At 48.0% G+C, this 26,941-nt stretch carries 25 protein-coding genes; 1 reads left to right on the plus strand and 24 read right to left on the minus strand.

Annotation, left to right across the window (positions count from 1 at the left end):
- Positions 1-5: 5 nt before the first annotated feature.
- The 5 genes from NFR43_RS06020 to NFR43_RS06040 form a co-directional block, all read right to left on the minus strand.
- Entirely contained in the window at positions 6-266 is a 261-nt protein-coding gene (locus NFR43_RS06020; RefSeq protein ID WP_251547451.1) for a hypothetical protein, read from the minus strand.
- Positions 267-284: 18 nt separating this feature from the next.
- On the minus strand, positions 285-2,123 hold the full coding sequence (locus tag NFR43_RS06025; RefSeq protein WP_251547453.1) for an APC family permease: 1,839 nt from the start codon (positions 2,121-2,123) through the stop codon (positions 285-287).
- Between the two features lie 159 nt (positions 2,124-2,282).
- On the minus strand, positions 2,283-3,917 hold the full coding sequence (gene groL, locus NFR43_RS06030; protein ID WP_251547455.1) for a chaperonin GroEL: 1,635 nt from the start codon (positions 3,915-3,917) through the stop codon (positions 2,283-2,285).
- 46 nt (positions 3,918-3,963) lie between these two features.
- Positions 3,964-4,248, minus strand: coding sequence for a co-chaperone GroES (gene groES / locus NFR43_RS06035; RefSeq protein WP_251547457.1), 285 nt, complete (start codon positions 4,246-4,248; stop codon positions 3,964-3,966).
- A gap of 197 nt (positions 4,249-4,445) precedes the next feature.
- A complete protein-coding gene (locus tag NFR43_RS06040; protein ID WP_251547459.1) occupies positions 4,446-5,096 on the minus strand; it encodes a redox-sensing transcriptional repressor Rex in 651 nt (216 codons plus the stop codon).
- A 176-nt stretch (positions 5,097-5,272) separates the two neighbouring features.
- Here NFR43_RS06040 and NFR43_RS06045 point away from each other — a divergent pair, with 176 nt between their 5' ends.
- A complete protein-coding gene (locus NFR43_RS06045; RefSeq protein WP_251547461.1) occupies positions 5,273-7,210 on the plus strand; it encodes an ABC-F family ATP-binding cassette domain-containing protein in 1,938 nt (645 codons plus the stop codon).
- A gap of 51 nt (positions 7,211-7,261) precedes the next feature.
- On the opposite strand, the gene NFR43_RS06050 is transcribed toward NFR43_RS06045, so the two are convergent.
- The 19 genes from NFR43_RS06050 to dnaX all read right to left on the minus strand — a co-directional run bounded on the left by NFR43_RS06050 (position 7,262) and on the right by dnaX (position 26,917).
- Positions 7,262-8,023 (minus strand): biotin--[acetyl-CoA-carboxylase] ligase, encoded by a 762-nt coding sequence (locus NFR43_RS06050; protein WP_251547463.1) that lies wholly within the window; start codon positions 8,021-8,023, stop codon positions 7,262-7,264.
- A 74-nt stretch (positions 8,024-8,097) separates the two neighbouring features.
- Positions 8,098-11,535, minus strand: coding sequence for a pyruvate carboxylase (locus NFR43_RS06055; protein WP_251547465.1), 3,438 nt, complete (start codon positions 11,533-11,535; stop codon positions 8,098-8,100).
- A 157-nt stretch (positions 11,536-11,692) separates the two neighbouring features.
- The gene (gene tsaD / locus NFR43_RS06060) at positions 11,693-12,721 is read right to left on the minus strand and encodes a tRNA (adenosine(37)-N6)-threonylcarbamoyltransferase complex transferase subunit TsaD (protein ID WP_251547467.1); all 1,029 of its coding nucleotides are present in this window, start codon (positions 12,719-12,721) and stop codon (positions 11,693-11,695) included.
- Between the two features lie 3 nt (positions 12,722-12,724).
- A complete protein-coding gene (gene rimI / locus NFR43_RS06065) occupies positions 12,725-13,303 on the minus strand; it encodes a ribosomal protein S18-alanine N-acetyltransferase (RefSeq protein WP_251547469.1) in 579 nt (192 codons plus the stop codon).
- A complete protein-coding gene (gene tsaB / locus NFR43_RS06070; protein ID WP_251547471.1) occupies positions 13,275-14,003 on the minus strand; it encodes a tRNA (adenosine(37)-N6)-threonylcarbamoyltransferase complex dimerization subunit type 1 TsaB in 729 nt (242 codons plus the stop codon). The genes rimI and tsaB overlap by 29 nt, the downstream gene beginning before the upstream one ends.
- Before the next feature lie 84 nt (positions 14,004-14,087).
- Complete coding sequence (gene galE, locus NFR43_RS06075; RefSeq protein WP_251547472.1) at positions 14,088-15,083, minus strand: UDP-glucose 4-epimerase GalE; 996 nt, start codon at positions 15,081-15,083, stop codon at positions 14,088-14,090.
- Positions 15,084-15,159: 76 nt separating this feature from the next.
- Complete coding sequence (locus tag NFR43_RS06080; protein ID WP_251547473.1) at positions 15,160-16,101, minus strand: Ppx/GppA family phosphatase; 942 nt, start codon at positions 16,099-16,101, stop codon at positions 15,160-15,162.
- A gap of 7 nt (positions 16,102-16,108) precedes the next feature.
- The gene (locus NFR43_RS06085; protein WP_251547475.1) at positions 16,109-18,355 is read right to left on the minus strand and encodes an RNA degradosome polyphosphate kinase; all 2,247 of its coding nucleotides are present in this window, start codon (positions 18,353-18,355) and stop codon (positions 16,109-16,111) included.
- Positions 18,356-18,358: 3 nt separating this feature from the next.
- On the minus strand, positions 18,359-19,858 hold the full coding sequence (locus tag NFR43_RS06090; protein WP_251547477.1) for an exopolyphosphatase: 1,500 nt from the start codon (positions 19,856-19,858) through the stop codon (positions 18,359-18,361).
- Positions 19,859-20,000: 142 nt separating this feature from the next.
- The gene (locus tag NFR43_RS06095) at positions 20,001-20,762 is read right to left on the minus strand and encodes an acyl-[acyl-carrier-protein] thioesterase (protein ID WP_251547479.1); all 762 of its coding nucleotides are present in this window, start codon (positions 20,760-20,762) and stop codon (positions 20,001-20,003) included.
- A gap of 9 nt (positions 20,763-20,771) precedes the next feature.
- Positions 20,772-21,635, minus strand: coding sequence for a 16S rRNA (cytidine(1402)-2'-O)-methyltransferase (gene rsmI, locus NFR43_RS06100; protein WP_251547481.1), 864 nt, complete (start codon positions 21,633-21,635; stop codon positions 20,772-20,774).
- Between the two features lie 12 nt (positions 21,636-21,647).
- The gene (locus tag NFR43_RS06105) at positions 21,648-21,989 is read right to left on the minus strand and encodes a DNA replication initiation control protein YabA (protein ID WP_251547482.1); all 342 of its coding nucleotides are present in this window, start codon (positions 21,987-21,989) and stop codon (positions 21,648-21,650) included.
- A 10-nt stretch (positions 21,990-21,999) separates the two neighbouring features.
- On the minus strand, positions 22,000-23,004 hold the full coding sequence (gene holB, locus NFR43_RS06110) for a DNA polymerase III subunit delta' (RefSeq protein WP_251547484.1): 1,005 nt from the start codon (positions 23,002-23,004) through the stop codon (positions 22,000-22,002).
- Between the two features lie 21 nt (positions 23,005-23,025).
- Entirely contained in the window at positions 23,026-23,346 is a 321-nt protein-coding gene (locus tag NFR43_RS06115; protein ID WP_251547486.1) for a cyclic-di-AMP receptor, read from the minus strand.
- Positions 23,347-23,360: 14 nt separating this feature from the next.
- Positions 23,361-23,999: a dTMP kinase gene (gene tmk / locus NFR43_RS06120; RefSeq protein ID WP_251547488.1), complete on the minus strand. Its 639-nt coding sequence runs from the start codon at positions 23,997-23,999 to the stop codon at positions 23,361-23,363.
- Between the two features lie 12 nt (positions 24,000-24,011).
- Entirely contained in the window at positions 24,012-24,260 is a 249-nt protein-coding gene (locus NFR43_RS06125; protein ID WP_251547490.1) for a YaaL family protein, read from the minus strand.
- A 2-nt stretch (positions 24,261-24,262) separates the two neighbouring features.
- The gene (recR, locus tag NFR43_RS06130; protein ID WP_251547492.1) at positions 24,263-24,862 is read right to left on the minus strand and encodes a recombination mediator RecR; all 600 of its coding nucleotides are present in this window, start codon (positions 24,860-24,862) and stop codon (positions 24,263-24,265) included.
- 3 nt (positions 24,863-24,865) lie between these two features.
- Positions 24,866-25,180, minus strand: a complete 315-nt coding sequence (locus NFR43_RS06135; RefSeq protein WP_251547494.1) for a YbaB/EbfC family nucleoid-associated protein — start codon at positions 25,178-25,180, stop codon at positions 24,866-24,868.
- An 18-nt stretch (positions 25,181-25,198) separates the two neighbouring features.
- Positions 25,199-26,917 carry a DNA polymerase III subunit gamma/tau gene (dnaX, locus tag NFR43_RS06140; RefSeq protein ID WP_251547496.1) on the minus strand — a complete coding sequence of 573 codons (1,719 nt, stop codon included), beginning with the start codon at positions 26,915-26,917 and terminating at the stop codon, positions 25,199-25,201.
- Between the last annotated feature and the right edge of the window lie 24 nt (positions 26,918-26,941).

Genomic DNA, 26,941 nt, shown 5'->3' on the forward strand with positions numbered 1-26,941 from the left:
ATTTCTTATGATAATAATTTAGCAATAATATTCAGAATAATCAGGACCACGCATAACACGATTAGTAAGCGGACAATCCGTTTAAAATGGGGGTCACCGCTTTGCAACTTTGACCAGTGAAGGCCGATAAAGCCGCCGACGATTCCAATACAGCCCAACACACCACAAATTCCTGAATAAAAGCGGTTATGCTGAATGGAAAACGATGCAATCAGGACAATCCCAATCGCAAAAGCTAACCCACTGAGAAAAGTTCTTTTATCCACATTTCCTCCAAAATTCACTTATTCATGCAGGTGGTAACTGTATGTAGCGACCACGATGTTTTGCCGTGAATTCAATACCGTCCGCAATCTTAAACTAGTTTGGTTATGCAAAGCTAGTTGCCATGGTCGTTTGGGAACGAATTGCGGCACTAAGACAGTGGTCGAGTAATTCCGTGCTTCCGCCCGTTTAGCAATGACGTCCACAAACCGTAACGTCGGTGTTGCGATCGAACGGTATGACGAGTGAATGTCAACGAAACGGACATCTGGATATTCAGCCTTAAATTCATTGGCGGTTTTGTGTTCTTTTCCTGGATTTTCATCAAAGGACACGTGCATGGCAATGACGTAATCACCGATGGACCGGGCGTAATTAATTGCCCCCCGGGTCACCCGTGTGACGTTCCCGACCAAAACAATCACGGTCGAGCCGTCGTAATCATGCAATTGCACAGCGGTCTTTTCAGCAACCCGTAATTGCTTACCAACCTTAATGTAGTGGCTATGGATCTTATAGAACATCCATAAGAGGACTGGCATGATGATCAGGTATGGCCAGACATTTTCGAAGTGTTGCCAGAACAAGGCTAAGACCAGGCTCAGTGAAATCAAAGCCCCAACACAGTTGATGAATGATTTGCCGAGCCAGATTCCTTGACGTTCACGGAACCAGTGAATAATCATCGCTGATTGTGACAAGGTAAACGGTACGAAAACACCAACTGCGTACAGTGGAATTAACATACTGGTTTGACCATGGAAAATGAGGATCAGGACAATGGCCCCCACCGCTAAGGAGATAATTCCATTAGAGTAGCCTAGCCGGTCCCCACGGTCCATGAAGGCATGGGGTAAAAACTTATCCTTGGCCATGTTGTAGGCCAAAATTGGAAAGGCCGAAAAACCAGTGTTGGCAGCCACCGCCAGAATCATGGCAGTGGATAATTGCAAGAGGTAAAAGCCAAGCCCATGGCCACCAAAAATCTTGGTCCCAATTTGAGAAAGCACCGTCACTTTCGCGTTTGGCACAATTCCCAGGTAGAAGCCAAAGAAGATAATGGCAATAAAGAAGAAGGCCAAAATGGCACTCATAATCGCCAAAGTCGTCGAAGCATTCTTTTCCTTTGGTTCATTAAAGTTTGGCACGGCATTACTTACCGCTTCAACCCCCGTTAGGGATGAAGAACCAGCTGAGAAGGCCCGAACAAACAGCACAAAGGTCATGCCAGCAACCGGGGTCCCATAATCAGCGGGTGCTTGGTAACTAATGTGACCAGTCGCAATGTTGACTGCGCCGACAATAACCATAATAAAGATCATGATGACGAAGAAGTACACCGGGACGGTCAAAAAGTTTGCGCTTTCGCTCATCCCCCGCAGGTTCATAAACATAATCATTAGTACCAAGAAAATGGAAATTGGCACGGAGAACTTATAGAGTGCTGGGATCGCAGACGTAATCGCTTCAGTCCCTGACGTGACAGAAACGGCAACGGTCAACATGTAGTCAACTAATAGCGAACCACCAGCAATCAAACCTCCCGTCTTCCCCCAGTTTCTGGTAGCAACCACGTACGCACCACCACCACTCGGGTAGGCATGGATAATCTGTTGGTAAGAGAGCGTAATTGCCAGCAACAGAACCAGCACGATTGCCGCAATTGGAATGGAATACCAAATTGCCATCGCTGATAAAGTCACCAAAACCGTTACGATTTGTTCAGGACCATAAGCCACTGACGAAATTGCGTCTGATGAAAGCATTGCAAGTGCTTTAAATTTGGTTAAATGGGTTTTCCCTTCATCGAGTGTTTTCAAAGGTTTCCCAATTAAAACACGTTTTAAATAACGCCACATAGTTACTCTCCTCAAAAGTAATAAGTCACAGGCTATTCTACTCCACCCGCTCTTAAAATATCTACCATTTTCATAAAATATTTTCTGCTAATGATCCGGATAAGATACAAAAAAGTCGATGACAGCTAGCCATCGACTCTTGAGTTAAATTGTCTAATTTTACATCATGCCGCCCATGCCAGCACCTGGTTGTGGAGCAGCAGGAGCTGGATTATCCTTGGCAGGTTGATCAGCAACAACGGCTTCCGTCGTTAACAAGAGGGCAGAAACAGATGAAGCGTTTTGTAATGCGGAACGGGTAACCTTAGTTGGGTCCACAATTCCGGCATCAATCATGTCTTCAAACTTGCCGTCAGCAGCGTTAAAACCAATGCCTGGCTTTTCGTTCTTCAATTGGTTAACAATGACAGAACCTTCTAAGCCGGCGTTTTCAGCGATTTGCCGAACTGGAGCTTCCAATGCGTTCTTAACGATCTTCACACCAGTAGCTTCGTCACCAGAAACGTCCTTCTCAATGGCTTCAATGTCAGGGATGACATTAACTAATGCCGTTCCACCGCCAGGAACAAAGCCTTCTTGAACAGCGGCCCGGGTAGCGTTCAAAGCATCTTCGATCCGGTACTTCCGTTCCTTCAATTCAGTTTCAGTAGCGGCACCAACCTTAACAACGGCAACACCACCAGAAAGCTTTGCCAAACGTTCTTGGAGTTTTTCCTTGTCAAAGTCTGAAGTTGACTTTTCGATCGCTTGCTTGATTTGTTCAACCCGTTCAGCAATGGCAGCCTTGTCACCACCACCATCAACAATGGTCGTGGTGTCCTTAGTGACCGTAACCTTGTTAGCTTGACCTAATTGGGCAATGGTAACGTCCTTTAATTGCATACCAAGGTCGTCAGAAATAACGGTCCCACCAGTCAAAACAGCGATGTCTTGAAGTTGGGCCTTCCGCCGGTCACCAAAGCCAGGAGCCTTAACAGAAACAACGTTAAAGGTTCCCCGAATCTTGTTCAATACAAGAGTTGGCAATGCTTCACCAGTAATATCATCGGCAATGATCAAAAGTGAACGACCTTCTTGAACAACTGATTGTAATAGCGGAAGGATATCTTGAATGTTACTGATCTTCTTGTCAGTAATCATAATGTAAGGGTTGTCCAAGTCAGCTTCCATCTTATCATTGTCGGTCACCATGTATTGTGACATGTAACCACGGTCGAAGCTCATCCCTTCAACTACGTCCACGCTGGTTTCAACACCACGGGAATCTTCAATGGTAATAACACCATCATGTCCAACCTTTTCCATGGCATCCGCAATCAACTTACCAACTTCTGGATTGGCGGCAGAAATGGAAGCGATTTGGGCAATGTCATCCTTGGTCTTAACTTCGTGGCTCATCTTGTGAAGAGCAGCAACTGCGGCCTTCGTGGCCTTTTCAATCCCACGACGAACACCAACTGGGTTGGCACCAGCCGTGACGTTCTTCATTCCTTCGTTAACGATGGCTTGAGTCAAAACAGTAGCGGTAGTTGTCCCATCACCAGCGATGTCGTTGGTCTTGGAAGCAACTTCGGCAACTAACTTTGCCCCCATGTTTTCAAAGTGATCTTCCAATTCGATGCCCTTGGCAATCGTGACACCGTCATTGGTGATCGTTGGTGAACCATAGCTTTGTTCCAAAACAACATTCCGACCCTTTGGTCCAATCGTCGTCTTAACAGTATCAGCTAACTTGTCGACACCGTTCATCATTGACTTACGAGCATCTTCACCAAATTTCAAATCTTTTGCCATATCTTATTCACCTCATTAAAAATGATAACTTTGCTTTGCCCCAAATTTAGTCCACAATCGCAACTAAATCCTTGTCATGAACAACCAGGTACTTGTCGCCTTGGTATTCAACTTCATTACCGGCATACTTATCAAAGAGTACAGTGTCACCAACTTTGACACTAACGGGAACCTTCGTCCCATTATCTAAAGTGCGACCGTCACCAACCGCGACAACTTCGCCAGTCGTTGGCTTGTCCTTGGCATTGGAAGCTAATACGATGCCCCCAACAGTTTCTTCTTTTTCTTCAGCGGCTTTCAGAACCACGCGATCTCCTAATGGTTTTAACACGTTAATCCCTCCATATATCTAAGTCTTTTACTAATTCACAAGATTGTAATTGAAGTTCATTAGCACTTGAACACCTCAAGTGCTAATCACATTATCTAGTATATCATCATGTTTGCTAATTACAACCAAAAGTTTGACCTTTTTTGACTAATTAAAAAGCGGGTTCGTGAAAACCCGCTTTACCGAACTGTTTCGGCCTATTTTTCATTTTGTTCGTTAACGTGATTACTTTCAATAAAGTAAATTAACGTTTGCAATTCATTGGTTAAATCAATGTTTTGCACCTGGACATTATCAGGAACCGATAACCGCACCGGCGAGAAGTTGAGAATCCCATGGACACCAACTTCGACGAGGTCGTCCGTCACCTTTTGTGCTTGGGAAGCCGGAACCGTTAAAATAACCACATCAATTTGTTGTTCCTTAATCTGCTTTTTCAACTCATCAGCTGGGTAAACCGGGATCCCACTCTTGATCGTATTGGCCAATGCCGGTTTCGGATCAAAAGCAGCACTAATCCGTAAATTGGTACTTTGGTGGAAGTTGTAGTTCATCAAGGCACTTCCTAAACTCCCGACCCCGACTAATGCGACGCTGGTCAACTTATCCTGATTCAAAATTCCCTTAAAAAACTTGATTAAGCTTTCAACATCATAACCGTAACCACGCTTTCCCAACTCACCAAAGTACGAGAAATCCCGTCGAATAGTGGCCGAGTCAACTTGCACAGCCTCTGATAATTCAGTCGAAGAGACCCGCCGTTTGTTAGCGTTCAACAAAGCGTTTAAATACCGGTAATAAACAGGTAAGCGTTTTGCCGTGGCCCGCGGTATTTTGCGAGTTGGCATACTTATTCCTCCATTCATTGAAAAGTTCATTTGTGAATTCATCCATCTGATATTTTAGCAATTATTTTGGACTTTGTGAACCTTTTTGCAAGAAAACTTCAATTTAGAAGTTCACACCATTTTATGCTAAAATCTCTTTAGAATATTATTACTACGCAAATAAACGAGGTTTTTCAATGCTATTATTGCAAGCCAACAACGTTGAACGCCGCTTCGGCGCCGACGTCTTATTTCACAATGTCAACATGCAAATCGATGAGCATAGTCGCACCGCCCTCGTGGGTCGCAACGGGGCTGGGAAGACGACCCTGTTAAAGATGATTGCCGGGATTACCGAACCGGACGAAGGAGTTATTTCAAAAGCTCATGGTTTAACAATCGGCTACCTAGCGCAGGACCAGGGACTTGATTCACAAAATACGATCTGGGCGGAACTAGATCGCGTTTTCGCACCACTTCACCAGATGGAACAATCGATCCACAACTTAGAAAACCAGCTGGCCACGATCGATAGTGCGTCGCCGGAGTACCAAAACGTTATTAAGCAATATGATGACCTGCAGACGACGTTCAAAGAACGTGGTGGATTTGAATATGCTTCCAAAATGCGCGGGGTGCTGACCGGTTTTGGCTTTGATGAAACCATGTATGATTTACCGATTAATTCCCTCTCCGGCGGTCAAAAAACTAAATTGGCCTTAGCCAAAATTTTATTGCAGGAACCCCAATTATTGATCCTTGACGAACCGACCAACCACCTCGATATGAACGTTTTAAGCTGGCTGGAAGATTACCTAAGGGGCTACAATGGTTCGGTCCTGGTTGTTTCACACGACCGTTATTTTCTCGACCGGATTGTCAACCAGGTTTACGACCTAGAAAACCATACTTTAACCCACTATACCGGGAATTATTCTGCATTTATGAAGGAAAAAGCGGCCCGTCTAAAAGCGGCCATGAAACACTACGACCAGCAGCAAAAAGAAATTAGTAAGCTGGAAGATTTCGTAAATAAAAACCTGGTCCGCGCATCAACGACGAAACGGGCGCAAGCACGGCGCAAACAATTGGAAAAAATGGATCGGATGGAACGCCCCACGACTGATGACCGCTCCATTCATTTCTCATTCCATTCTGATAAGGAAAGCGGCAATGAAGTGCTCGACGTTGATAGTTTAAAAGTTGGTTATGCTGAAAAGGTGCTTGCCGGCCCGCTAACCTTTCAAGAACGGAAAGGCCAACGAATTGGAATTATTGGTCCCAATGGGATTGGTAAATCAACCCTTTTGAAAACCATTTTGCATAAAATCCCCGCCATCAGTGGCGAAATTAAAATTGGCGCCAATGTCGAAATTGGTTACTACGACCAGGAGCAACAACAACTCCATCCTGACAAAACGGTGCTCGATGAAGTCTGGGATGACCATCCAGAAGTTCCCGAAACGGAAATCCGTTCACTGCTCGGTAGCTTCCTTTTCGTTGGTGACGACGTCTTTAAGACCGTCAAAGAACTGAGTGGTGGGCAAAAGGCCCGCTTAGAGTTAACCAAGTTGTCCTTCCAACCAATCAACTTCCTGATTTTGGATGAACCGACCAACCACCTGGACATTGATAGTCGAGAAGTTCTCGAAACCGCCATTAATGAGTTTTCTGGAACAGTCCTGTTTGTCTCCCACGACCGGTACTTTCTGAATCAAGTCTCCACGGATATTCTCGATATGTCTGCCACTGGGATTCACCACTATGAAGGTAACTATGATGACTTCCTTGAACAGACTGCGACCACTAGTGTCTCTGAACAAACACCAACGCAAAATTCTCCACAGTCAACAACCACTAAATCCGCAGCTCAGCAATCCTATCAAGCTAGCAAGCAAGAACAGCGGGCCCGCCGGAAATTACAACGGACAGTTGATAAATACGAACAAGAAATGGACGAATTGCAGCAACAACATGACCAAGTCGAAGAACAAATGGCAAATCCAGAAATTGCCACTGATATTGCAAAACTCAGCGACCTCCAAAAGCAGCTGGATGAATTGCAAACTCAATTGGACCAGGCCGAAGAAAATTGGACACTGGCCGCTGAAGAATTAGAAGAATTTGACCAATAAACACCAAACAGGGAAGCCCGACTCGCGGGCTTCCCTGTTTTTCATCATGCTTCAATATTGAACCTTGATCACTTCACCATCACTAAAGGCCTGGTAGTAATGGTCAGTGGTTTCTAAAACTAGCCGTCCCTGCTCATCAATGCCCCGCACCTGACCGGTAACGGCACGGTCGGCTAACTGGAGTGTGACCTCATGGTCGCGAATAATCAAGCGCTGCTTATACTCATCGATAAACTTGCCAGATTGATAATCCTGCTTTAAGCGCCACACGTTCTGAATGATATCTGCCGCCAGGCAGTTCCGGTCAATCGGCGTATGGCCAATGCTGGCAACTTGATTAGCGATCTCATCAGGAAAATCCACGGTACTCAAATTAATGCCGATTCCAACAATCCAGCTGAGCTTTGTCCCGGTCATTTGAGCTTCGACCAGAATTCCGCAAACCTTTTTATGACTAAGGTAAACGTCGTTGACCCATTTCACACCTAAATGTTTTCCCGGGTAATAATTTTCCAGCACATTAGCAATCGTATTCGCCAGGCCCGTCGTAAATAGCCCAGCCTTCGGCATTTCTGCAACCGGAATGTTAGGTAAACTAATACTCAAGTAGAGTCCCGTATATTCTGGTGAAAAGAACTTCCGCGCTCTTTTCCCATATCCAGCCGTTTGCTGTTCGGCGAGAAAAGCCGCTGGAACCGAATCATCACTTTGCTTGGCCCACTGTTGGGTTGATGGCACTGATTGGGCCACCAACACTTTTCCCGGGAAATGATCTCCTAAATATTGGGCAATTTGCCCTTGATCAAGTTTCATAATAACTCCTTATAGCAAACAGAAGGGTGACCAAGGAAGCGGCTAATCGCTTCTTGGTCACCCTCCCGGTTTTTTTATTCATCCGCCTTAAGTTGAATCAACAAGTCTTGGCTATCCATTACGGCACCCTCGCTGGCGTAGATTTTTTCAACCGTGCCATCAAACGATGCTTTAATCGTCGTTTCCATCTTCATGGCTTCGGTAACAATCAGGGCATCACCCTTCTTGACGTGTTCACCCTCCTTAACGAGGATTTCAACGACCGTCCCATTCAGCGGCATCCCAATTTGACCGGGGTCGCTTGGGTCCGCCTTTGGGACCTTGACCTTGACGTCGGCGTGTGTTTGATCTTCAACCGGTAATTCAACTTGTTCACCATCAACGGCAAAGAAGAGGTGCCGGTTGCCGTCAACATCCACATCAGAGATGGAGTCTAACCGCAAAATTTCGGTTTTACCAGGTGCCAAGTGGACGTGGACCGTTTCACCAGGACGCATGCCTTGGTAGAAGGTGTTCGTATCGAGCACACCAATCCGGCCATATTGTTGGTGACGTTTGTAGTAATCCAAGTAAACTTCTGGATACAGGACGTAGGAGATAACTTCCTCTTCACTTGGTTGGCGACCAATTGCTTGTTCAAGCTTGTCAGTTTCCTTGACAAAGTCCACCGGCGCAGCTAAGCTTCCTGGCCGGACGGTAATTGCCTTTTGGCCCTTGAGGACGACTTCTTGAAGTTGCTTTGGAAAACCACCGTATGGTTGACCCAGGTCACCAGCAAAGAAGTTAACAACAGATTCTGGGAAGTCCAGCGTCTTGCCACGTTCCAAGATGTTGTCAGCCGTCAAATTATTTTGAATCATAAAGATTGCCAGATCTCCGACAACCTTTGAACTCGGGGTTACCTTGACGATATCCCCGAGTAACTGATTAACCACCCGGTACATTGCCTTGACCTGTTCAAAGTCATCAATTCCCAGCGACTTGGCTTGTTGTTGCAGGTTTGAATACTGACCACCAGGCATTTCGGTTTGATAAAGATCGGGAAGTGGTGCATCAATCCCATTGGCAAAATCATCGTAGAGTGGCCGAATTCCCGCCCAGTATTGGTTAATCTTTTCAACGTTATCAATGTTCAGTTCTGGTTGCCGGTCATTACCTTCCAAGCTGTAGTAAAAACTACTCATGCTCGGTTGACTGGTGGTGCTAGACAAGGCACTCATGGCAACGTCAACGACGTCGACTCCCGCCCGAGTAGCTTGGTCATAGGTCGCCACACCATTGCCAGTCGTATCGTGGGTGTGTAAGTGAACTGGCAGGTCATATTTAGCCTTCAATTCACCTACTAATTCATAGGCAGCTTCCGGCTTCAATAGGCCGGCCATATCTTTAATGCCGAGAATTTGTGCACCCGCGTCAGCCAGTTGGCCAGCTAATTGCTTATAATAATCCAAGGTGTACTTGGTTTCATGAGGACTCAGTAAGTCACCCGTGTAACACATCGTTCCTTCAGCAATCTTACCGGTATCACGAACGTACTCGATACTCTTTTGCATTTGTTCAACCCAGTTTAGGCTGTCAAAGATCCGGAAGACGTCGACCCCGTCAGTGGCACTTCGGTCAATAAATTTCTTTAAAACATTGTCTGGGTAGTTCTTGTAACCAACAGCATTGGAACCCCGCAATAGCATTTGCAAGAGAGTGTGTGGCATCCGCTTCCGTAAAGCCTTTAACCGTTCCCATGGATCTTCGCCTAAGAAACGGTAAGCAACGTCAAATGTGGCTCCACCCCAAACTTCAGCAGAAAAGACGTTTGGTAACGCCCGATCATAAATGTCGGCTACCGGCAACATGTCATGAGTCCGCATCCGCGTCGCAAACAAACTTTGGTGTGCGTCACGCATGGAGGTATCGGTGAGCAAGACTAACTTTTGCTTCTTCACCCAATCCATTGCTGCGGCCGTACCTTCGCGATCCAGCACGTCCTTGGCATTCACAATTGGTAATAAGCCATCGGTCGTCAACTGCATTGGGGCCAACTTCACGTCAGCCTGGTTAACCTGATCACGCCGTTTTACGCCGTTGAATCCATTGACCGTCACGTCCCCCACGTAGTTTAACAGTTGCTGTTGGGTATCAGCTTGGTGATCAAACTTAAAGAGCGATGGGGTTTGATCAATAAAGGTTGTGTGGGCTTCCCCCTTTTGGAAAGTTGGGTTCTTCAAAACGTTGAGCATGAATGGAATATTCGTCTTGACACCCCGAATTTGAAATTCATTGAGGACCCGGATCATCTTTTCAACGGTGTTGTGGAAAGTCCGCGCGTGGACACAGGCCTTAACCAATAACGAGTCAAAGTAAGGGGTGACGACGGCTCCGGCATAGGTATTCCCACCATCTAACCGGACCCCGTTACCACCTGGTGACCGGTAGGTAAGAATCTTCCCGGTATCAGGCATGAAGTTGTTTTCCGGATCTTCGGTCGTGACCCGACATTGAATGGCGTACCCATTCATCGTCAGTTCATCTTGGGCTGGCAAATGCAGGTCCTTGTGTAAATCAGCCCCCGCCGCAATCCGAATTTGGGAACGCACAATGTCGACCCCAGTGATTAATTCCGTCACCGTGTGTTCAACCTGGATCCGTGGGTTAACTTCGATAAAGTAAAAGTTATCTTTGGTAACCAGGAATTCGACCGTCCCAGCGTTTTGGTAATGAACGCCCTTCATTAACCGCACGGCAGCGTCACAAATTTCTTTCCGGCGCTGGTCATCTAAGGCTAAACTTGGCGCAAATTCGATCACCTTTTGGTTCCGCCGTTGTACTGAACAATCCCGCTCAAACAGGTGCATCACATGCCCGTGTTCGTCCGCCAATATCTGCACTTCAATGTGCTTGGGATTCTCTAAGTATTTTTCAACATAGAGTTCATCGTCCCCAAACGACGCCTTGGCTTCACTTCGGGCCCGATCATAGGCGGTCTTCAATTCTTCATCATCCTTGACGATCCGCATTCCACGGCCACCGCCACCCATCGCAGCTTTAATCATAATTGGGTAGCCGTGTTGGTGAGCAAAATCCTGCATTTCTTGCATGGACTTCACCGGTTCATTAATCCCCGGAATCGTATGCAGACCGTTCTTTTCCGCTACTTCCTTAGCGGTAATTTTATCCCCAAAAATCTTGAGTTGTTCGACCGTGGGCCCAATAAACGTAATCCCGTTTTGGGCACACTTTTCCGCAAATTCTTCGTTTTCTGCTAAGAAACCATAACCAGGGTGAATGGCATCCGCCCCCGTTTGCTTGGCAACCCGGATAATGTCATCCATATCCAAGTAGGCGTCAATGGGCTTCTTGCCGGCCCCAATTTGGTAGGCTTCATCCGCCCGGAACCTATGGACACCGTATTCATCTTCTTTGGCGTAAACTGCAACCGTTTGGAGACCTAATTCGTGACAAGCACGAATGATCCGGATTGCAATTTCACCCCGATTGGCAATCAGTACCTTTTTCAAATTATCCACCGCCTTAAATAACGAACATATTTCCTACTTCAATGAATAATCATACCATAATCTGTCTGATGTGCGGGCTCAAAATGAGAAAATGATTAAAATTATTAACTATTACGTAATAAAATAGCGAACGACTCCTTGGCCGTTCGCTGTTTAACTATTTCTTGTTAACTGGAAATGATAAGCCTGGCACCGCATTCAGGTCATAACCCGCCCGGTCTCCATGTTGGTAAGCAACATAGCCGGCTGCGCCAATCATCGCCGCATTGTCTCCACAGTATTTGAGGGGAGCTTGCAACATGGCGACTTGTGGGAATTGCTTTTGCATATCCTCCTTTAACCGGTCGCGCAGGCCCTGGTTAGCCGCGACCCCGCCGGCCAAGATCAACTGTTTGACTGGGTATTCACCAAGCGCCCGCATCGTTTTCTCTGCTAGAACGTCTACGACACTTTGTTGGAAGCTGGCCGCTAAGTCATACTTATCCAGTTGTTCACCACGCTGGTCAGCATTATGACAGGTATTGATAAAGGCACTCTTTAATCCAGAAAAACTAAAATCGAGGTTTGCTTCCTTTTCCATGGCCCGCGGAAAATCAAAGGTGTCCTGGCCCTGGTGGGCCCACTCATCAATCGTTTTCCCCGCCGGATAATTAACGCCTAACACCCGACCAATTTTATCATAGGCCTCTCCAGCCGCGTCATCACGGGTTTCACCGATAATTTCGTATTCATGTTCATTCGGCATGTACACTAATTCGGTGTGACCACCGGAAACTAACAAGGCCATTTGGGGAAACTGAAATTTACCCACAAAACGGGCGGCATAAATATGTCCTTCCATGTGATTAATCGGGATCAACGGAAGATGGTGCGCCCACGCAACGGTTTTGGCCGCGGTCACCCCAATTAACAATGAACCAACGAGGCCTGGCCCATAGGTCACCGCCACGGCTGTCAAGTCATCGTAACTAACGCCTGCTTCGTCTAAGGCCTGGTGGATGCAACGGGTAATCCACTCAATATGGTGACGACTGGCAACTTCAGGGACCACCCCGCCAAACCGTTGGTGACTCTGGATTTGGGTAGCCACCACGTTGGACAGGATTTCCGTGCCATTTTTGACAACGGCCACACTGGTCTCATCACAACTAGATTCGAAGGCCAAAATTAATGTATCCTCTGCCATTTGCTATTTCCTTTCATGATCAAGTTTCTTTAACATCTCAAAAGCGTCCTCGCCATTATCAAGATAATAATGGTGACGGACTTGTGTCGTTATAAAGCCAAGATGGTGGTACAGCCGCTGTGCGTATTTATTGGAACGCCGGACTTCCAAGCTCAGGCTCGAAAAGTTATCGCGCACGGCTTTACGTTCAATCTCCTTGATTAAAAAAGTTCCTAAGCCATGCATCTGAAATGCCGGCAGCACCCCAATGTTAGAAATGTGAACGTCCCGGGCATAGTAATTGAAATTGGTCCCAATAAAGGCCACCATTGCTTGGGTTTCACAATCCACCAAGATTAAATACAAACTATCGGGACGCTCCATGTCAATTTCAAAAGAGGTGCGGTCCCAGGGCATGGAGCCATAGATTTCGCGTTCCATCTTTAGTAATGCATGGATATCCAAGGTCCGCCCCTGCAGGACCCGATACCGTGTGAGCCCAATGACCACGTCACGGTCTTCATAACTAACTGGTTTCCCACTGACGTCATCAAAAAAGACCGCCAGCCACCGTCTAAACTTCTTGAACATAGTTGGCGTCATCTTGTTTTCCTGGGTGGTCCTTCAACCAATTCACCTCAGCTTCGGTTAACCGCAGGTAGTTTGGCACAAAGTCATCCAGATCCGTCACCACTGGTTCTTGCCGGCCAAGCACCGCCAATTGATAGGTCGACGGTAATGCATAAGCCTCCGGTAACAATTGAACATTATCCGGAAATGTTGCAACAGCCTTCTGGAGTTTTGGAGTGTCCTGCCCGACTAACAAGACATGCTGGTCCACCTGTTGTAAAGTCGTCAGGAGTTGTTGAAAAGCAATGTGTTTCTCGTCAAGCGTTTTAACCAAGCGGCCATTTTGGTATTGGTAACCACCAGCAAAGACATTTCCCCGCCGGGCGTCCATAAATGGCACGATTAAATCATCCGTCATCGGCGGGACATTGGCCGCTAAAACTGCCAAGCTCGAAACGCCTACAAGTTCTTTCTGCAGAGTCATCGCCAGGGCTTTCGCCGTCGTAACGGCAATCCGCACCCCAGTATAGGAACCAGGTCCTTGAGCAACCACGACCCGATCAAGGTCAGCCGGTTCCCAGGACACTTGTTCAAACAGTTCATTAATGGTTGGTAATACATAAATACTATGGTTGCGGACCATATTCAATGTGGTCGTCGCCTTCAATTGATCATCTTCAACTAAGGCCACGCTCATCGGCTGATTGGAAGTATCAAGCGCAAGTATTTTCATATCGATCGTCCTTTCATCTAGTAAGTATCTTACCATACTCGTCAAATTAAAAGAGGCTGAGGAACTCCCCGGCCTCTTTAACAACTAGTTTCGATCATCATAACCCTTTGGATGGGTGGAGTGCCACTTCCAAGCGGTGGCAATAATATCATGAACGTCATCATATTGTGGCTGCCAACCCAAGACACTCCGCGCTTTATCACTAGCGGCAATCAGTGAATCTGGATCACCAGGCCGCCGGTCAGCAATTTTCGCCGGAATTTCCTTACCAGTCACTTCCCGGGCCGCTTCCAGCATTTGTTTGTTGGAGAAACCAGTCGATGAACCCAGGTTAAAGGCATTCGATTGGTTATTTTCCCGCAGATACTTCAACGCCAGAATGTGCGCATCGGCCAAGTCCATGACGTGAACATAGTCCCGAACGTTGGTCCCATCTGGAGTGTTGTAGTCATCACCAAAAATACTCAATTCATCACGCTTGCCCTGCGCCACTTGGAGAATAATTGGGACCAAGTGCGTTTCTGGACCGTGGTCTTCACCAATCGTGCCATCAGGAGCCGCACCGGCAACGTTAAAGTACCGTAAGGCAACAAACTTAATCCCATACGCCCGATCAGCCCATTCCATCATGTGTTCCATCATCAGCTTGGAAAGGCCATATGGATTAATTGGCTTTTGGGGATCCGTTTCTTTAATTGGCATGTGTTCTGGCACCCCGTAGGTAGCAGCGGTTGAACTAAAGACGATGTATTTCACACCAAAGTCGCGCATGGCTTCCAGGAGGGTAATCATGCCACCCGTGTTGTTATCGAAGTACTTTAATGGTTCGCTCATTGATTCAGGCACAATGGAAAAGGCCGCAAAGTGGACCACCGCGGTGATATCTTCGTTGATAAAAATCCGGTCCAAAAAGGTCCGATTGCGAATATCCCCTTGGTAGAACTTTGCTTTTGGATCAATCGCCTTCTTGTGGCCGGTCGAAAGGTTATCCGCCACGACGACATCTTCGCCATTTTCCACTAACCGCTTTACCATGTGGGAGCCAATGTAGCCCGCTCCCCCGCAAACCAAAATTGCCATTGAAAAATTTCCTCCATTTACATCTCAAATTTAACGTTATTAGTATTATAGTACATTCCCTACTGGACCGCGATTATTAATTCGGGGCCACTTCATGGTCTAGATATTCAAACAATAGTCCTTCCCGCAGTCCATTGTTGCTAAAGCGGACTTCGTGCATATTCAACTGCCGGAGCAAGGCCATCAGCGGCAAAAGTCCCCCGACAATCACATCAGCCCGTGAACTATTGATCCCCCGAATTTTGGCCCGGCCATTGCGGTCTGTGGACAGGAGTTCATGCATCATTTGATTGGCCTCTGCCGTTTGCATGGTCAGACCATGAACCGGTTGGACCGTTGCTGGGTCCTTCGCTAATTTCCACCGGTACATTTTGGCCAGGGCCCGGTTGCTACCACCCAAGGCCACCACCTGCGTGTGCCGGGCCCGGTTTAGCCATCGCTGGGTAGAAAGAACTTCGTCGACTTTCACGGCCGCATCATACAGATCGGCCGCATTAATCCGGTCGTTAAGGTGGTAATTCTGCGACAAAATGACTGAACCAATCGGCAGACTGACCAATTCTTCGGCTTGCCCCTGATCCACCAAAATCATTTCCATGCTGGCACCACCAGTATCGATAATCAGGCCATTTTCAATTTCTAGTGTTCGCGAAACCCCAACGTAATCGAGGTAGGCTTCCCGTTCACCCGAAATCACCCGAAAATCGATACCAACTTCTTTTTTGACTCGTTGCAAGAATTCGGCTTGGTTCACGGCCTGCCGCACTGCGGCAGTCGCCACGGCAATCAGCCGGACGTTCGGCAACCCGTCACAAATTTCTTTAAAGCGCTGGAGCGTCTCTAGTGTCCGTTCCATCGGCACCGGTTGGAGTACTTTGGCGCTCCCCATGTTTTCCGACAACCGGACGTATTCTTTTTCGTAACGGACTAATTTGGTCCGCCCATGCTCAAAAATCTCCGTAATTCGTAAGCGACACGAATTCGATCCCAAATCGATGATTGCTAAGTTGCTACTCATAAGTTCGTTACTCCTTTGGTTGATCCGCTGAATTATTCAAATGCAATCCAGTGACGTGCTTGGTTAACGTTTCAAAGACATTACTCAACCGCTTTTTATTCTTCCGTTCGTGTTTTTCCTGCTTCCGTAATGCCGTGGCTTCTTCCATAAAAAATTCTTGGGAATTGACGGCTGGCTGTTTACCAGGGGTCATTTTTTCATAATGATCACCGTTGAGCTCCCAGGCTTTGGTATTGTCATGCCACATTTTCTTAAAAATCTCGATAGCCCGTTGCTTCGTATCCGCTTCCGTGACGGGGAAGAGTTCCTCCACCCGACGGTTCAGGTTTCGGGTCATCATGTCGGCACTGGAGAGGTAAATTTCTTCGTGATCATTGCCCGCAAAGTAATAAATCCGGGAGTGCTCCAGGAAGCGGCCAACAATCGAATGGACGTGAATCCGCCCCTGTAATTCCGGCAGGTCGTTGCGCAGACAGGTAATCCCGCGCACAATCAGGTGAATTTCCACCCCAGCGGCGGCAGCTTCGTACAAATGCGCAATAATTTGCTTATCCGACAGCGAATTCATCTTCATCCCAATCAGGGCCGGGTTGCCGTCCTTAGCCAGCTGAATCTGTTGGTCGATTTTCTCATTAATGAATTCCCGAATGCCGTTTGGTGACACATGCAATTTGTGGAAATATTTCGGCCGGGCAAAGCCGGACAGCATGTTAAAGAGGTTAGTAAGGTCCGAACCCAATTCGTAGTCACAGGTTAAGAGCCCCATGTCCGTGTAGAAATGGGCAGTGACGTCATTATAGTTTCCCGTTCCCAGGTGCATGTAACGCCGTAGGCCGTCCTCATCACGGCGGATGACCAGAGCCAACTTACAATGCGTCTTAAGGCCCGCAAGACCATAAATCACGTGGCAGCCCATTTGTTCCAACCGCCGGGCCCAGCGAACGTTATTTTGTTCGTCAAACCGGGCCTTGACTTCGACTAACACCGTGACCTGCTTGCCACGTTGGGCTGCCATCCCCAAATACTTGATAATCGGCGAATTTCCCGAGACCCGGTAGAGGGTCATCTTGATCGCCAGGGTTTTATCGTCAAGCGCGGCCTGATGAATAAAGTTGACCACCGCTTGGAAATCATCATACGGGTGTTGCATCAGGTAATCCTTGTGCCGAATCGCCGCAAAGATATTGTCCGTCATCGTTAATTTCGGATTCAGGTACGGCTTAAATGGTGGGTAACGCAGGTCATCATGACCGACGACCAGCCCGGACAACTTTTTCAAAAAACTGAGGTCGACCGGTCCGGCAACCTGGTAAATGGCCTGATCACTGACGTGAAGGTTTTCCAAAAGGTGTTGTTTTAGCCACGGATCAAAGTTAGTGCCAATCTCGAGCCGCATCACGTGACCATGTTCCCGGGCCTTCAATTGGTGTTGGACCGCCCGCAAGAGGTCGGACGTATCCTCTTCGGCCACGTCCAAATCCATGTCCCGCATGACTCGGTAAGTGCCACTGGCTTCAATCTTATAGCCAGGGAACAGCACGCTCATGAATTCCTGGATCAGGTCATCAATCAAGACAAAGTGGTTCTTTTCCGGCAATTTTACCAGTCGTTGGTAAATACTCGGCACCCGGATCGTCGCAAACTTGTGTGGGTGATGTTGGCGGTCCTCATGCGGTTCGGGAGTCGAACCCGGAATTTCTTGGTCACCCTCCAAAATCGCCTTTTGATCCGGAGTTTGCTTCTTGCTGCGGCGGAGCTTGACTGCGATGTTTAATGACCCGTTGTTAATGAACGGGAAGGGTCGCGAAACGTCGTCCGCCATCGGCGTAAGTACTGGTAGTAATTCGTCATTAAAATACCGCTGCGTGTATTCATAATCCTGCTCACCTAAGTCAGCCTCGGCCAGGATTTTGATATCATAGTCCGCCAGCTTGGGTAGAACATGGTCGTTGTACACGTCGTAACGTTGTTCCACCATCCGGTGTTCTTTCTCGTTAACCGCCACTAATTGTTCTTCCGGAGTCATCCCTGAAGCGTCAGTAGTTTGCACGTTGGCGGCAGACAGCTTATGCAGCGAGGCCACCCGGACCATAAAGAATTCGTCCACGTTGCTTTGCGTAATCCCAACAAAATTAGCTTGTTCCAACAAGGGGTTGTTGGAATCTAACGCCTCGTGCAAGACCCGGCCGTTGAAGTCGATCCAGGAAAGTTCCCGGTTCACGTAATTTGCTGATTTGTAAAAGTCTTTGTACATTCGCTATTTCCTCCCCGTGATGATTAATTTCGGGTGCAGGCCATAAACTTCAGTGAATAATTGATTTTTGCGTTCAAAGGCCCATTGCTCGAGAACCAAGTCGTCCGTTGTCTTAACCCGGATCTGCAAGTCATCGTCAACCAACCGTAAGTGGACCCGCAAGATCTTTTGCAACCGTGAGTCATCCAACGAATCGGCCACTCGCAAAATCGCCGCTAATTCAGACACTGGTAGCTGAATAGCACTATCGAGTTGCATATAGTGGGGCTGGTCGACTTCCGGCGTTTCGGAACTGTGGTAACGCGAAACTTCCGCAATAATTTCATTATCCTGACTCGACAACCCAATCAGGGGGTTGGCTTCGAGAATATAGGCGGAGTGCCGATAATGGCCCTGGGGATTAATAAAGTTCCCAATGTCGTCCACCTTGCAAGCCACTTCGAGGAGTAGCCGGTAGTGGTCGCTAAGGCGGTGAATTGGCTTCAACGCATCGTAGAGCTGCAAGGCCACCTTGGTCACAAAGCGTTTGTGACTCGAATCAGCCCCGTAACGCAATGCTAGGTTGTCGGCCGCCGTTTTCACCATATTCACGACCGTGGCGGGATCACGATGGGTGGTGGCTACCCCATCGAGGATACTGGTGTCCGTGACGTAAACCTTGCGGACATTCAAGAGGTGCATGATCTGCCGCACAATCAAGTAGGTCGGCAAAACCCATTTGACACTTTGTTCGTCGACATCGTAATGGTGGATGATGTATTGGTCCGATGCGTTCAGCAGGTGCTGATAGCGTTTATGGAAGGCCTTGTGGGGAATCTTGTCCACGTGCTGGTCGGTTTTGAGGTAACGTTCCGCCAGCGTGTCGGCACCCTGAATCAGTAAGGTCGACTCCTTACTCGTCTTTAATTCGGGGACCAGGTACTCCAGCTTGGAACTAATGTAATCCAAAATAATGTCACTCGGGGTCGCCGCGGTTTGGCGAAGTTGGTCAACCAACTGGCTTAAGCGGGCCTTCCCCAGGTCGATTTCCCAGGACGTCGCATAGTTGCCATCATTAAAGTACGCCAAATTACTAGTGCTTAACCCGATGTTTAGGACGTAACCAGTCAGCTGCTCTTCTGGTGGCGTTTGCTGGTTCAGGTTGTCCTGCACTGCCGCTAACACCTGCGCCAGCGTCTGGTCCTTATTGAACCACTCAATTTGCATGCCCGTACGGACATAGATTTGGTTGGCCACGTATTTCCCCGTGACGATATCCATATCGTCGAGTGTCCCGTATAGATGGTAATTTGTGACCGCATAATCGGCTAAGAGGTTCTTAAACCCCAGCAAGTTATTAGTAATCGCCGTGATGTTTTCCGGGTAGTTCGCAATTTGGTGCTGACCAACCCGCAGCGATCCTGACCGAGCTTCGTTCACGACCTCGTGCTTAGCCAAGTCAATGATCCGCAAAGTCAACCGGTCCGGATTCAACAGTATTAATCCTAATAAGCCTTTTTCCACATCATTCACCCCGTTTTCCGTTCCAATTACTCCTTTAGAATAACATATATTTAATCAATGATGGTATTAGAAAAAGCCCCCATAAAAAAGGGTGCCAGAAGCTTGTCTGGCACCCTTTTGCGTGATGATCAATTTTTTATAGTTAACACTTCCGCCATGTAATCGTGGCGGCCGCACATTCATCCTCACCCACGAAAATTTTATGCTGGGTCACTAGCTGATGGTCGGCATTTTCCACTGGTTGAGATGAATAGCTGACCACGGTGGTTTCGGGACGGACCTCATGTTCATAGTTCATCCGGAAATCGACGATCTGGTGGTTTAACAAAAATTGGTGGTTGAGGGTATCTAACATCCAGTCAAAGTAACGGGCATTATTGACGTGGCCATTGATATCAATATCAAAGTAACGGACCCGGTACTCATGACCATTCCAATCAGCTTCCCACTCGACATGGTCCGGCCGCTGCACCTTGGGGAGCTTCAGCACGGCGTCGAGTTCATACGGCGCCATGATCTCTTCAGGAATCCGCGCCATTTTCCGTTTCTGCAAATCCATATAAATAAAGAGACCGTTGACGCTGCCGATGAGTTCACCCTGCGCGTTGCGAACGAGTAACTGACGGACCGCGAAAAATTTGTTATATCCCAACAATTTGGTCTGCAGATCAATCTGTTCCTTGTCACGTGGTAATGGTTGGTCGAAGTGGGCTTCGTAATCAATAATCACCCAGCCTCCTCCAAGACTGCGCGTGATGTCTTCATCGACCCCCAAAGTCTTGTTTTGCTTTTCCGAAGCCAAAATCATTAGGGCAATCAGTGAACTCAAGCTAATGCGTCCGCTCGGATCACATTCATAATAATTTACCTCATGCGCCATACTAAACAATTTCTGTTCCGCCATAATGTACTCCTAAAATTGATGATAGTCCTTATACAGCGCCTGCCGCTTAATCCCGAGTCGCTTGGCCACGAGTTTAATCGCCGCATTAGTATTCATCCCTCGGGCAATTTCCGCATCGACTTGCTCAATCGGTGTGCCCTGTGGTTGCTCATCTGCCGCCACTTCCGGGTGGTCATTTCCCGCAATCAAGATTACAAATTCACCGCGGATCTCATTTTGTTGGGCCCATTCGTTAGCATCTTGCAGGCTGCCCCGCAAGAATTCCTCGTACCGCTTGGTTAATTCCCGGGCCAGCACCACTTGGCGTTGCTCACCGAAGACCTCTTGCATTACTTGCAAGGTCTTCTTTAGTCGGTGGGGAGCCTCATAAAAAATTAACGTTTCCGGATGATTTTTCAATTGGTCTAATTCGGCAATTTGTTGTTGGTGTTTCCGGTCTAAAAAGCCATAAAAATAAAATGGTTGTGGCACTAAGCCGGACGCAATCAAAGCGGTCAGCCCAGCGTTCGGACCCGGTAATGGAACCACCGGAATACCGGCTTGGACACACGCGGCTACTAATTCCTTGCCAGGGTCAGAGATCGATGGCATGCCGGCGTCACTGCACTGAGCAATCGATTGCCCCTTTTTCAACCGCTGGATTAATTGGGGAATCCGTTCGGCCGTGTTGTGTTCATGAAATGAAATGGACGGGGTGTGAATGTCAAAATGATTCAACAACATTTGGGTATGCCGGGTGTCTTCCGCGGCAATCAAATCGACGTCCTTGAGGGTTTGGATCGCCCGGTAGGTCATATCATCCAGGTTCCCAATTGGGGTGGGGACCAGGTACAGCTTGCCGCCATCACTTTGGAAGCTCGAAATTTGTTGCATTGGTATTTCCTCCTAGTTATGACGACCGTAAATGGCATCGAGACAAAAAGTACACGACTCATTTTCTTCCAGCCGTTTGCCGTACATATCGTTGCAAACGTGAAAACCTTCTTGGTAGAGTTTTTGCAACATCTTACGTGATTCAGACAGATCCTCTTCTGGCTTGGCTGGCTGTTGCGCAGCGACGACTTCCTGAAGGTGCTCATTTTCAATCGTCAGCCGGGCATTTTCGGCCAGGACTTTCGTCAACTGATCTGATAATAATTCGACACTAGCGACCAAGTCTTTCGTTTGTTGGGTGAGTCGCGCAAATTCATCATAAATTTCGCTCTTATCCACCGGTTGTTGTTTCACTACGATCCACCTACCCTCTTAAAATTTGCAAAATCCGCAGCGTTTGCTGTTCAGCAACGTTTTGAAAGTTAATATTTTGCTCTAACAGTTTGTGGGCTTCCAAAGTCACCTGACTGGCCTGAATTAATTGGTTCATCGAATACTTCATAATCCCTTGACCAATAATCTGCTGCCATTGCTGAAAGTGCAGATTTTCGTTATCCGGTTGGGTCTTTAAGACCATCGCATCTCTCCAGACAAGCGCCATCAAGTCGAGCAGCAGCTGTTGGCGTTCCCGGTCCTTCGCTAATCCCTTCATCACCGTCTGGACATCAACAAAGGCCAGTGCGTCCCCATTGGTTAATTCCTTAAACCACTGGATAACACTATCGCTCGCCTTGGCTAACCAGTCATCGGCTACCCATGCGGCCGCTTGGGACGCCGAATCGGTCAGACCATGAATGACGGTCCGTAAATATTCCGGAATTTCCCGGTCATTCAATTGCTGCGTAACCACTTCCGGGGCCAGCGGTTGTAATTCCACAATCTGGGTCCGTGACTGAATTGTGGGTAGGACTGCATTCTTATTGTTGGTCAGCATGAAAATGTAAATTCCCGGACCAGGTTCCTCAATAAACTTCAGGAGGCTGTTAGCTGCGCTGACGGTCATTTTGTCGGCGTCCTCAATCAGGAAGACTTTGCGTTGCCCTTCCATCCCGGATTTGGAAAATTCGGCCTTGAGGTGACGGATTTGGTCAACCTTGATTTGGCGACCTTCCGCCTTAGCGACCACCACGTCCGGGTGGTTTCCAGAAAGGATCCGTTGACACTCCGAACAGGTTAAATCTGGTTGCCCAGCTTGCAAATGCGCGCAAAACAGGCAGAGTGCCAACCACTGGGCCAGGGCGTGTTTACCAGATCCGTTGGCACCGACAAATAAATAGGCGTGCGCGAGTTCGCCATTACTGATAATTTGTTCAAACCGGTCCACAATCGCCGGTTGCAAATCTTTCGCTGTCAAGGAATGCTGACTCACGTTATCCCTCCAAAATCTCTCCTAAAAATGAACCATCTTGTCCACTGGCAGGATGAAGATGGTGGCGCCACCAACTTGGACATGGATCGGCACGGAGTTGGCCGCATTATCAATGTAAGCCGTTGGTGTCATGTATTCTTGCCGCGTCTTGGCATTTTCCTTAATGATCTCCAAAGTTTCGTCCACCCGATCATCATCAACCACGATCATAAAGGTGGTGTTGCCCTCGTGGAGGAACCCACCGGAAGTGGCCAACTTCGTCACCCCGATCTTATTTTTAGCGAGGGCATCCCGCACCCGGTTGCTATCCTTCGGTTGCACAATTGCCATAATCATTTTCATTGGTCATCTCTCCCTTACTTTAATTGTGGTAGGCGCTTTTCAATCACCCGTTGAGTTGCTGTAATGACTTTTGCTAATGGTTGGCTCGCATCCACCGTCACGATCCGGTTCGGGTGACGCTTGGCCAAGGTCAGGTAGGCCCGCCGGACCTCCTGGTGGAAATGGAGCTGTTCCCGATCAAGGCGGTTAACCTGGTCTGAGCGGTGTTCGCTAATCCGGCGCAGACCCAGTGAGGATTCAATATCCAGATAAATCGTCAAATCCGGCAGTAACCCATGAATGGCAAATTGGTTTAATTCCCAGATGTCGTCGGCACCCAAATGCCGGCCACCACCTTGGTAGGCCACGGAGCTATCCACGTAGCGATCGCTCAACACGATTTTGCCCGCCCGTAAGGCTGGTTCGATGTCTTCGACAATGTGTTGCCGCCGGGCCGCCGCAAAGAGTAGCGCCTCAGTTCGGGGATCCATATTGGTATTTTGATCATCAAACAAGACGTCACGGATTTGTTCCGAAATCCGGTTGCCGCCCGGCTCCCGGGTTAGCAGTAACTGGTCAGCACCAACGCGGTCCTCTAACCACTGCTGAATGGCATTCATGACACTGGTTTTTCCCGCGCCATCGGGTCCTTCAAATGATATAAACGTTCCCATATTAAACCTCTTTTAATGTTGGATAACCCCATCGTTCAAGTGACCGTGGGCGTGACGCCGCCGGGCCTTTTGGTACAGGTACATATACTTGCACTCTTGCAATTTGGTTCGTTCACTCAGTTCACTATCGACGTGACTTTCGTAAACTGCCCGTTCCGTCTCCCGCGCTTGGTCCCAACTGGCTTTTGTCGCATAAATCAGTTGCATCAAGTTCTGGTTACCGATTTTTAACATCCGGTGCGGGTCTGATTTAAACAGCATCCTTACATCTCCGTTCTTCCTTGAACCGCCTTAAAGAGGGTCACTTCGTCAGTATAATCAATATCCGCCCCCGCAGATAAACCGTGGGCCAGCCGGGTAACTTTAATGCCAGCCGGCTTGAGGAGTTTGGCTAAATACTGGGCCGTCGTTTCGCCGTCCATGGAGGCATTCGTCGCGATGATCACTTCTTTGACTTCGGAGTGCTTCTTCAGCCGTTCAATTAATGACGGAATGTTGATATCCATTGGTCCCGTCCCTTCACTTGGGGAAATGGTCCCGTGAAGGACGTGGTAAAGACCATGATATTCATTCATCCGCTCCATTGCCATAATGTCCCGGGAATTTTCGACCACGATAATCGTGCTTTGGTCCCGACTCTTGTCCTGACAAATCGGACACGGGTCGTCTTCTGTGATATTGCCACAAATGGAACAATAATGAAGGTCCTTCTTCACCGCAATGAGGGCTTTGGAAAAGTCTTGGACGTCCTCATCCTCCATGCCAATGGTAAAGAAAGCTAAGCGTGTCGCCGTTTTCTCACCGATCCCCGGCAATTTCATATAGCTCGCGATTAGCTTCGCAATTGGTTCAGGATATTGCATTGCTTACATCCCTAATCCCTTAGTGTACTTGCCAAGCTTTTGTTGGGTCGCGTCATCAACCTTTTTGAGGCCATCGTTAATGGCGGCCATCACGAGGTCAGTCAGCATATCCACGTCATCGGGGTCGACTGCTTCCGGCTTGATCTTTAAGTCGACTAATTTCTTGTCACCAGTAAATTTGGCGGTCACCATGTCATCTGGTGCCGTCCCTTCAAATTCTTGGGCGGTCAGTTCTTGTTGTTCGGCCATCATTTGCTTTTGCATTTTTTGGGCCTGCTTCATCATTTGTTGCATATTCATACCGTTCATTCCACGCATTGTTTTGTTCTCCTTTAATTAATCGTCTTTAATTTCTACATCGTCCGTCCCAAACATTTTTTGGGCCTGACTAACAATTTGCTCATGTGCCTTTTCCTGCGGCTGTTTGATTGGGTCCGCCACCTTTTTGTCCTGGTGGTGGTCAAAGTAGCCCCGATCAGCTAAAAAGTCATGCCGGATTTGGGGCCACTTGGCACTCGGCACAAAGGTGACGTGCCGCTCGCTACCAGTGATCTTTTCCATTCCCTGATTGATATCATCAGCGAGGTTCCCCACCGAAGCCTTTTGCAGCAAAAAGCCGTTGTCAAATGAGACCACGACGCCATCTGGGCTGGCCGCGACCGGTTTGGATAATTCAATCAGTGACCGGTAGGCCGGATTGAGCATGTTTAAAATGTCTGGCCACATGTCTTGCAAATCCACCAGGTCTTGCTTGGTGGCATGGTCAAGAATTTGATAAACCTGTTCCAGGTTAATCCGGACCGGCGGGGTTTTACTCGTGTCCGCTTGTCGCCGTGGAGTCTTTTTAGCACTGACCGGTGCTGCTGCCGGTTGACTTTGCAGCTTTTGGATCAGCTGCTGGAGCTCTTGAACTTGCCCCCTGAGTTGGTCCATTTCCTTTTGGGAAGCCTGGTCAACCTGTGGTTGCTGGTCAGTGGCCTGGCTCAACCGAATCGTCAGAACTTCTAGATAAACGTCAGGGTGGGTGGTGAACCGCATCTCATCTTGAATTTGGTTCAAAATATCAATCATTTGATACATCAACTGGGCGCTGGCCAACTGACTGAGTTCATCAAAATCACTGGTTTGCAAACCCGTGGTTTCAACGCTCAACAACTCCGGTGATTCTTGGTATAGCAAGATATCACGGATAAATGAGATCAGGTCTTCAATAAAACGTTGGCCATCTTTACCCTGTCCCAGAATTTGGCCCATCGTTTTCAGTGCTTCCGGCCCCTGGTGTTGGACCACCTGCTTAAAGTAGGTCAGCAACAACTGTTTGGTGACACTACCGGTGACTAGCAAGGCGTCATCTAATTTGACGTTGTCATCACTAAATGACAGGACCTGGTCCAGGATACTCAGAGCATCCCGCATGCCCCCTTCGGCAGCGTTGGCGATCACCCACAAGGCCTTTTCCTCATATTGGAAACCCTTTTGGTCCAAAATATACTTCATCCGCTCAAAGGTGTCCTGAGCAGATATACGGTGAAAATCAAACCGCTGGACCCGACTCAGGATGGTCAGAGGAATCTTGTGGGGCTCGGTCGTCGCCAAAATAAAAATCACGTTGGCCGGTGGCTCCTCCAAAGTCTTCAACAGGGCATTAAACGCCCCGGTAGAGAGCATATGGACTTCATCAATGATGTAAACCTTATAATCCGCTTGGGTGGGTGCATACTTGGCTTTATCGCGAATGTCCCGGATTTCTTCGACCCCATTATTGGAAGCCGCATCGATTTCGATGACATCGTTCAGGGTGCCGGCAGTAATCGCTTTGCAGGTCTCACACTCATTGCAGGGTTCACCATCTTTTTGGTGGTGACAATTCACCGCCTTGGCAAAGATCTTCGCGGCCGAAGTTTTCCCGGTCCCCCGTGGACCAGCAAAGAGGTAGGCATGGCTAATCTGGTTCGTAATGATGGCATTTTTTAATGTCTGGGTAATGACCTCTTGACCCACAACGTCAGCAAACCGTTGCGGTCGCCACACCCGATACAATGCTTGATAGCTCATATAATTCCTCCTTGGATCCAACAC

This window comes from Limosilactobacillus caecicola (assembly GCF_943192935.1).
GTDB classification, from domain to species: Bacteria; Bacillota; Bacilli; order Lactobacillales; family Lactobacillaceae; genus Limosilactobacillus; species Limosilactobacillus caecicola.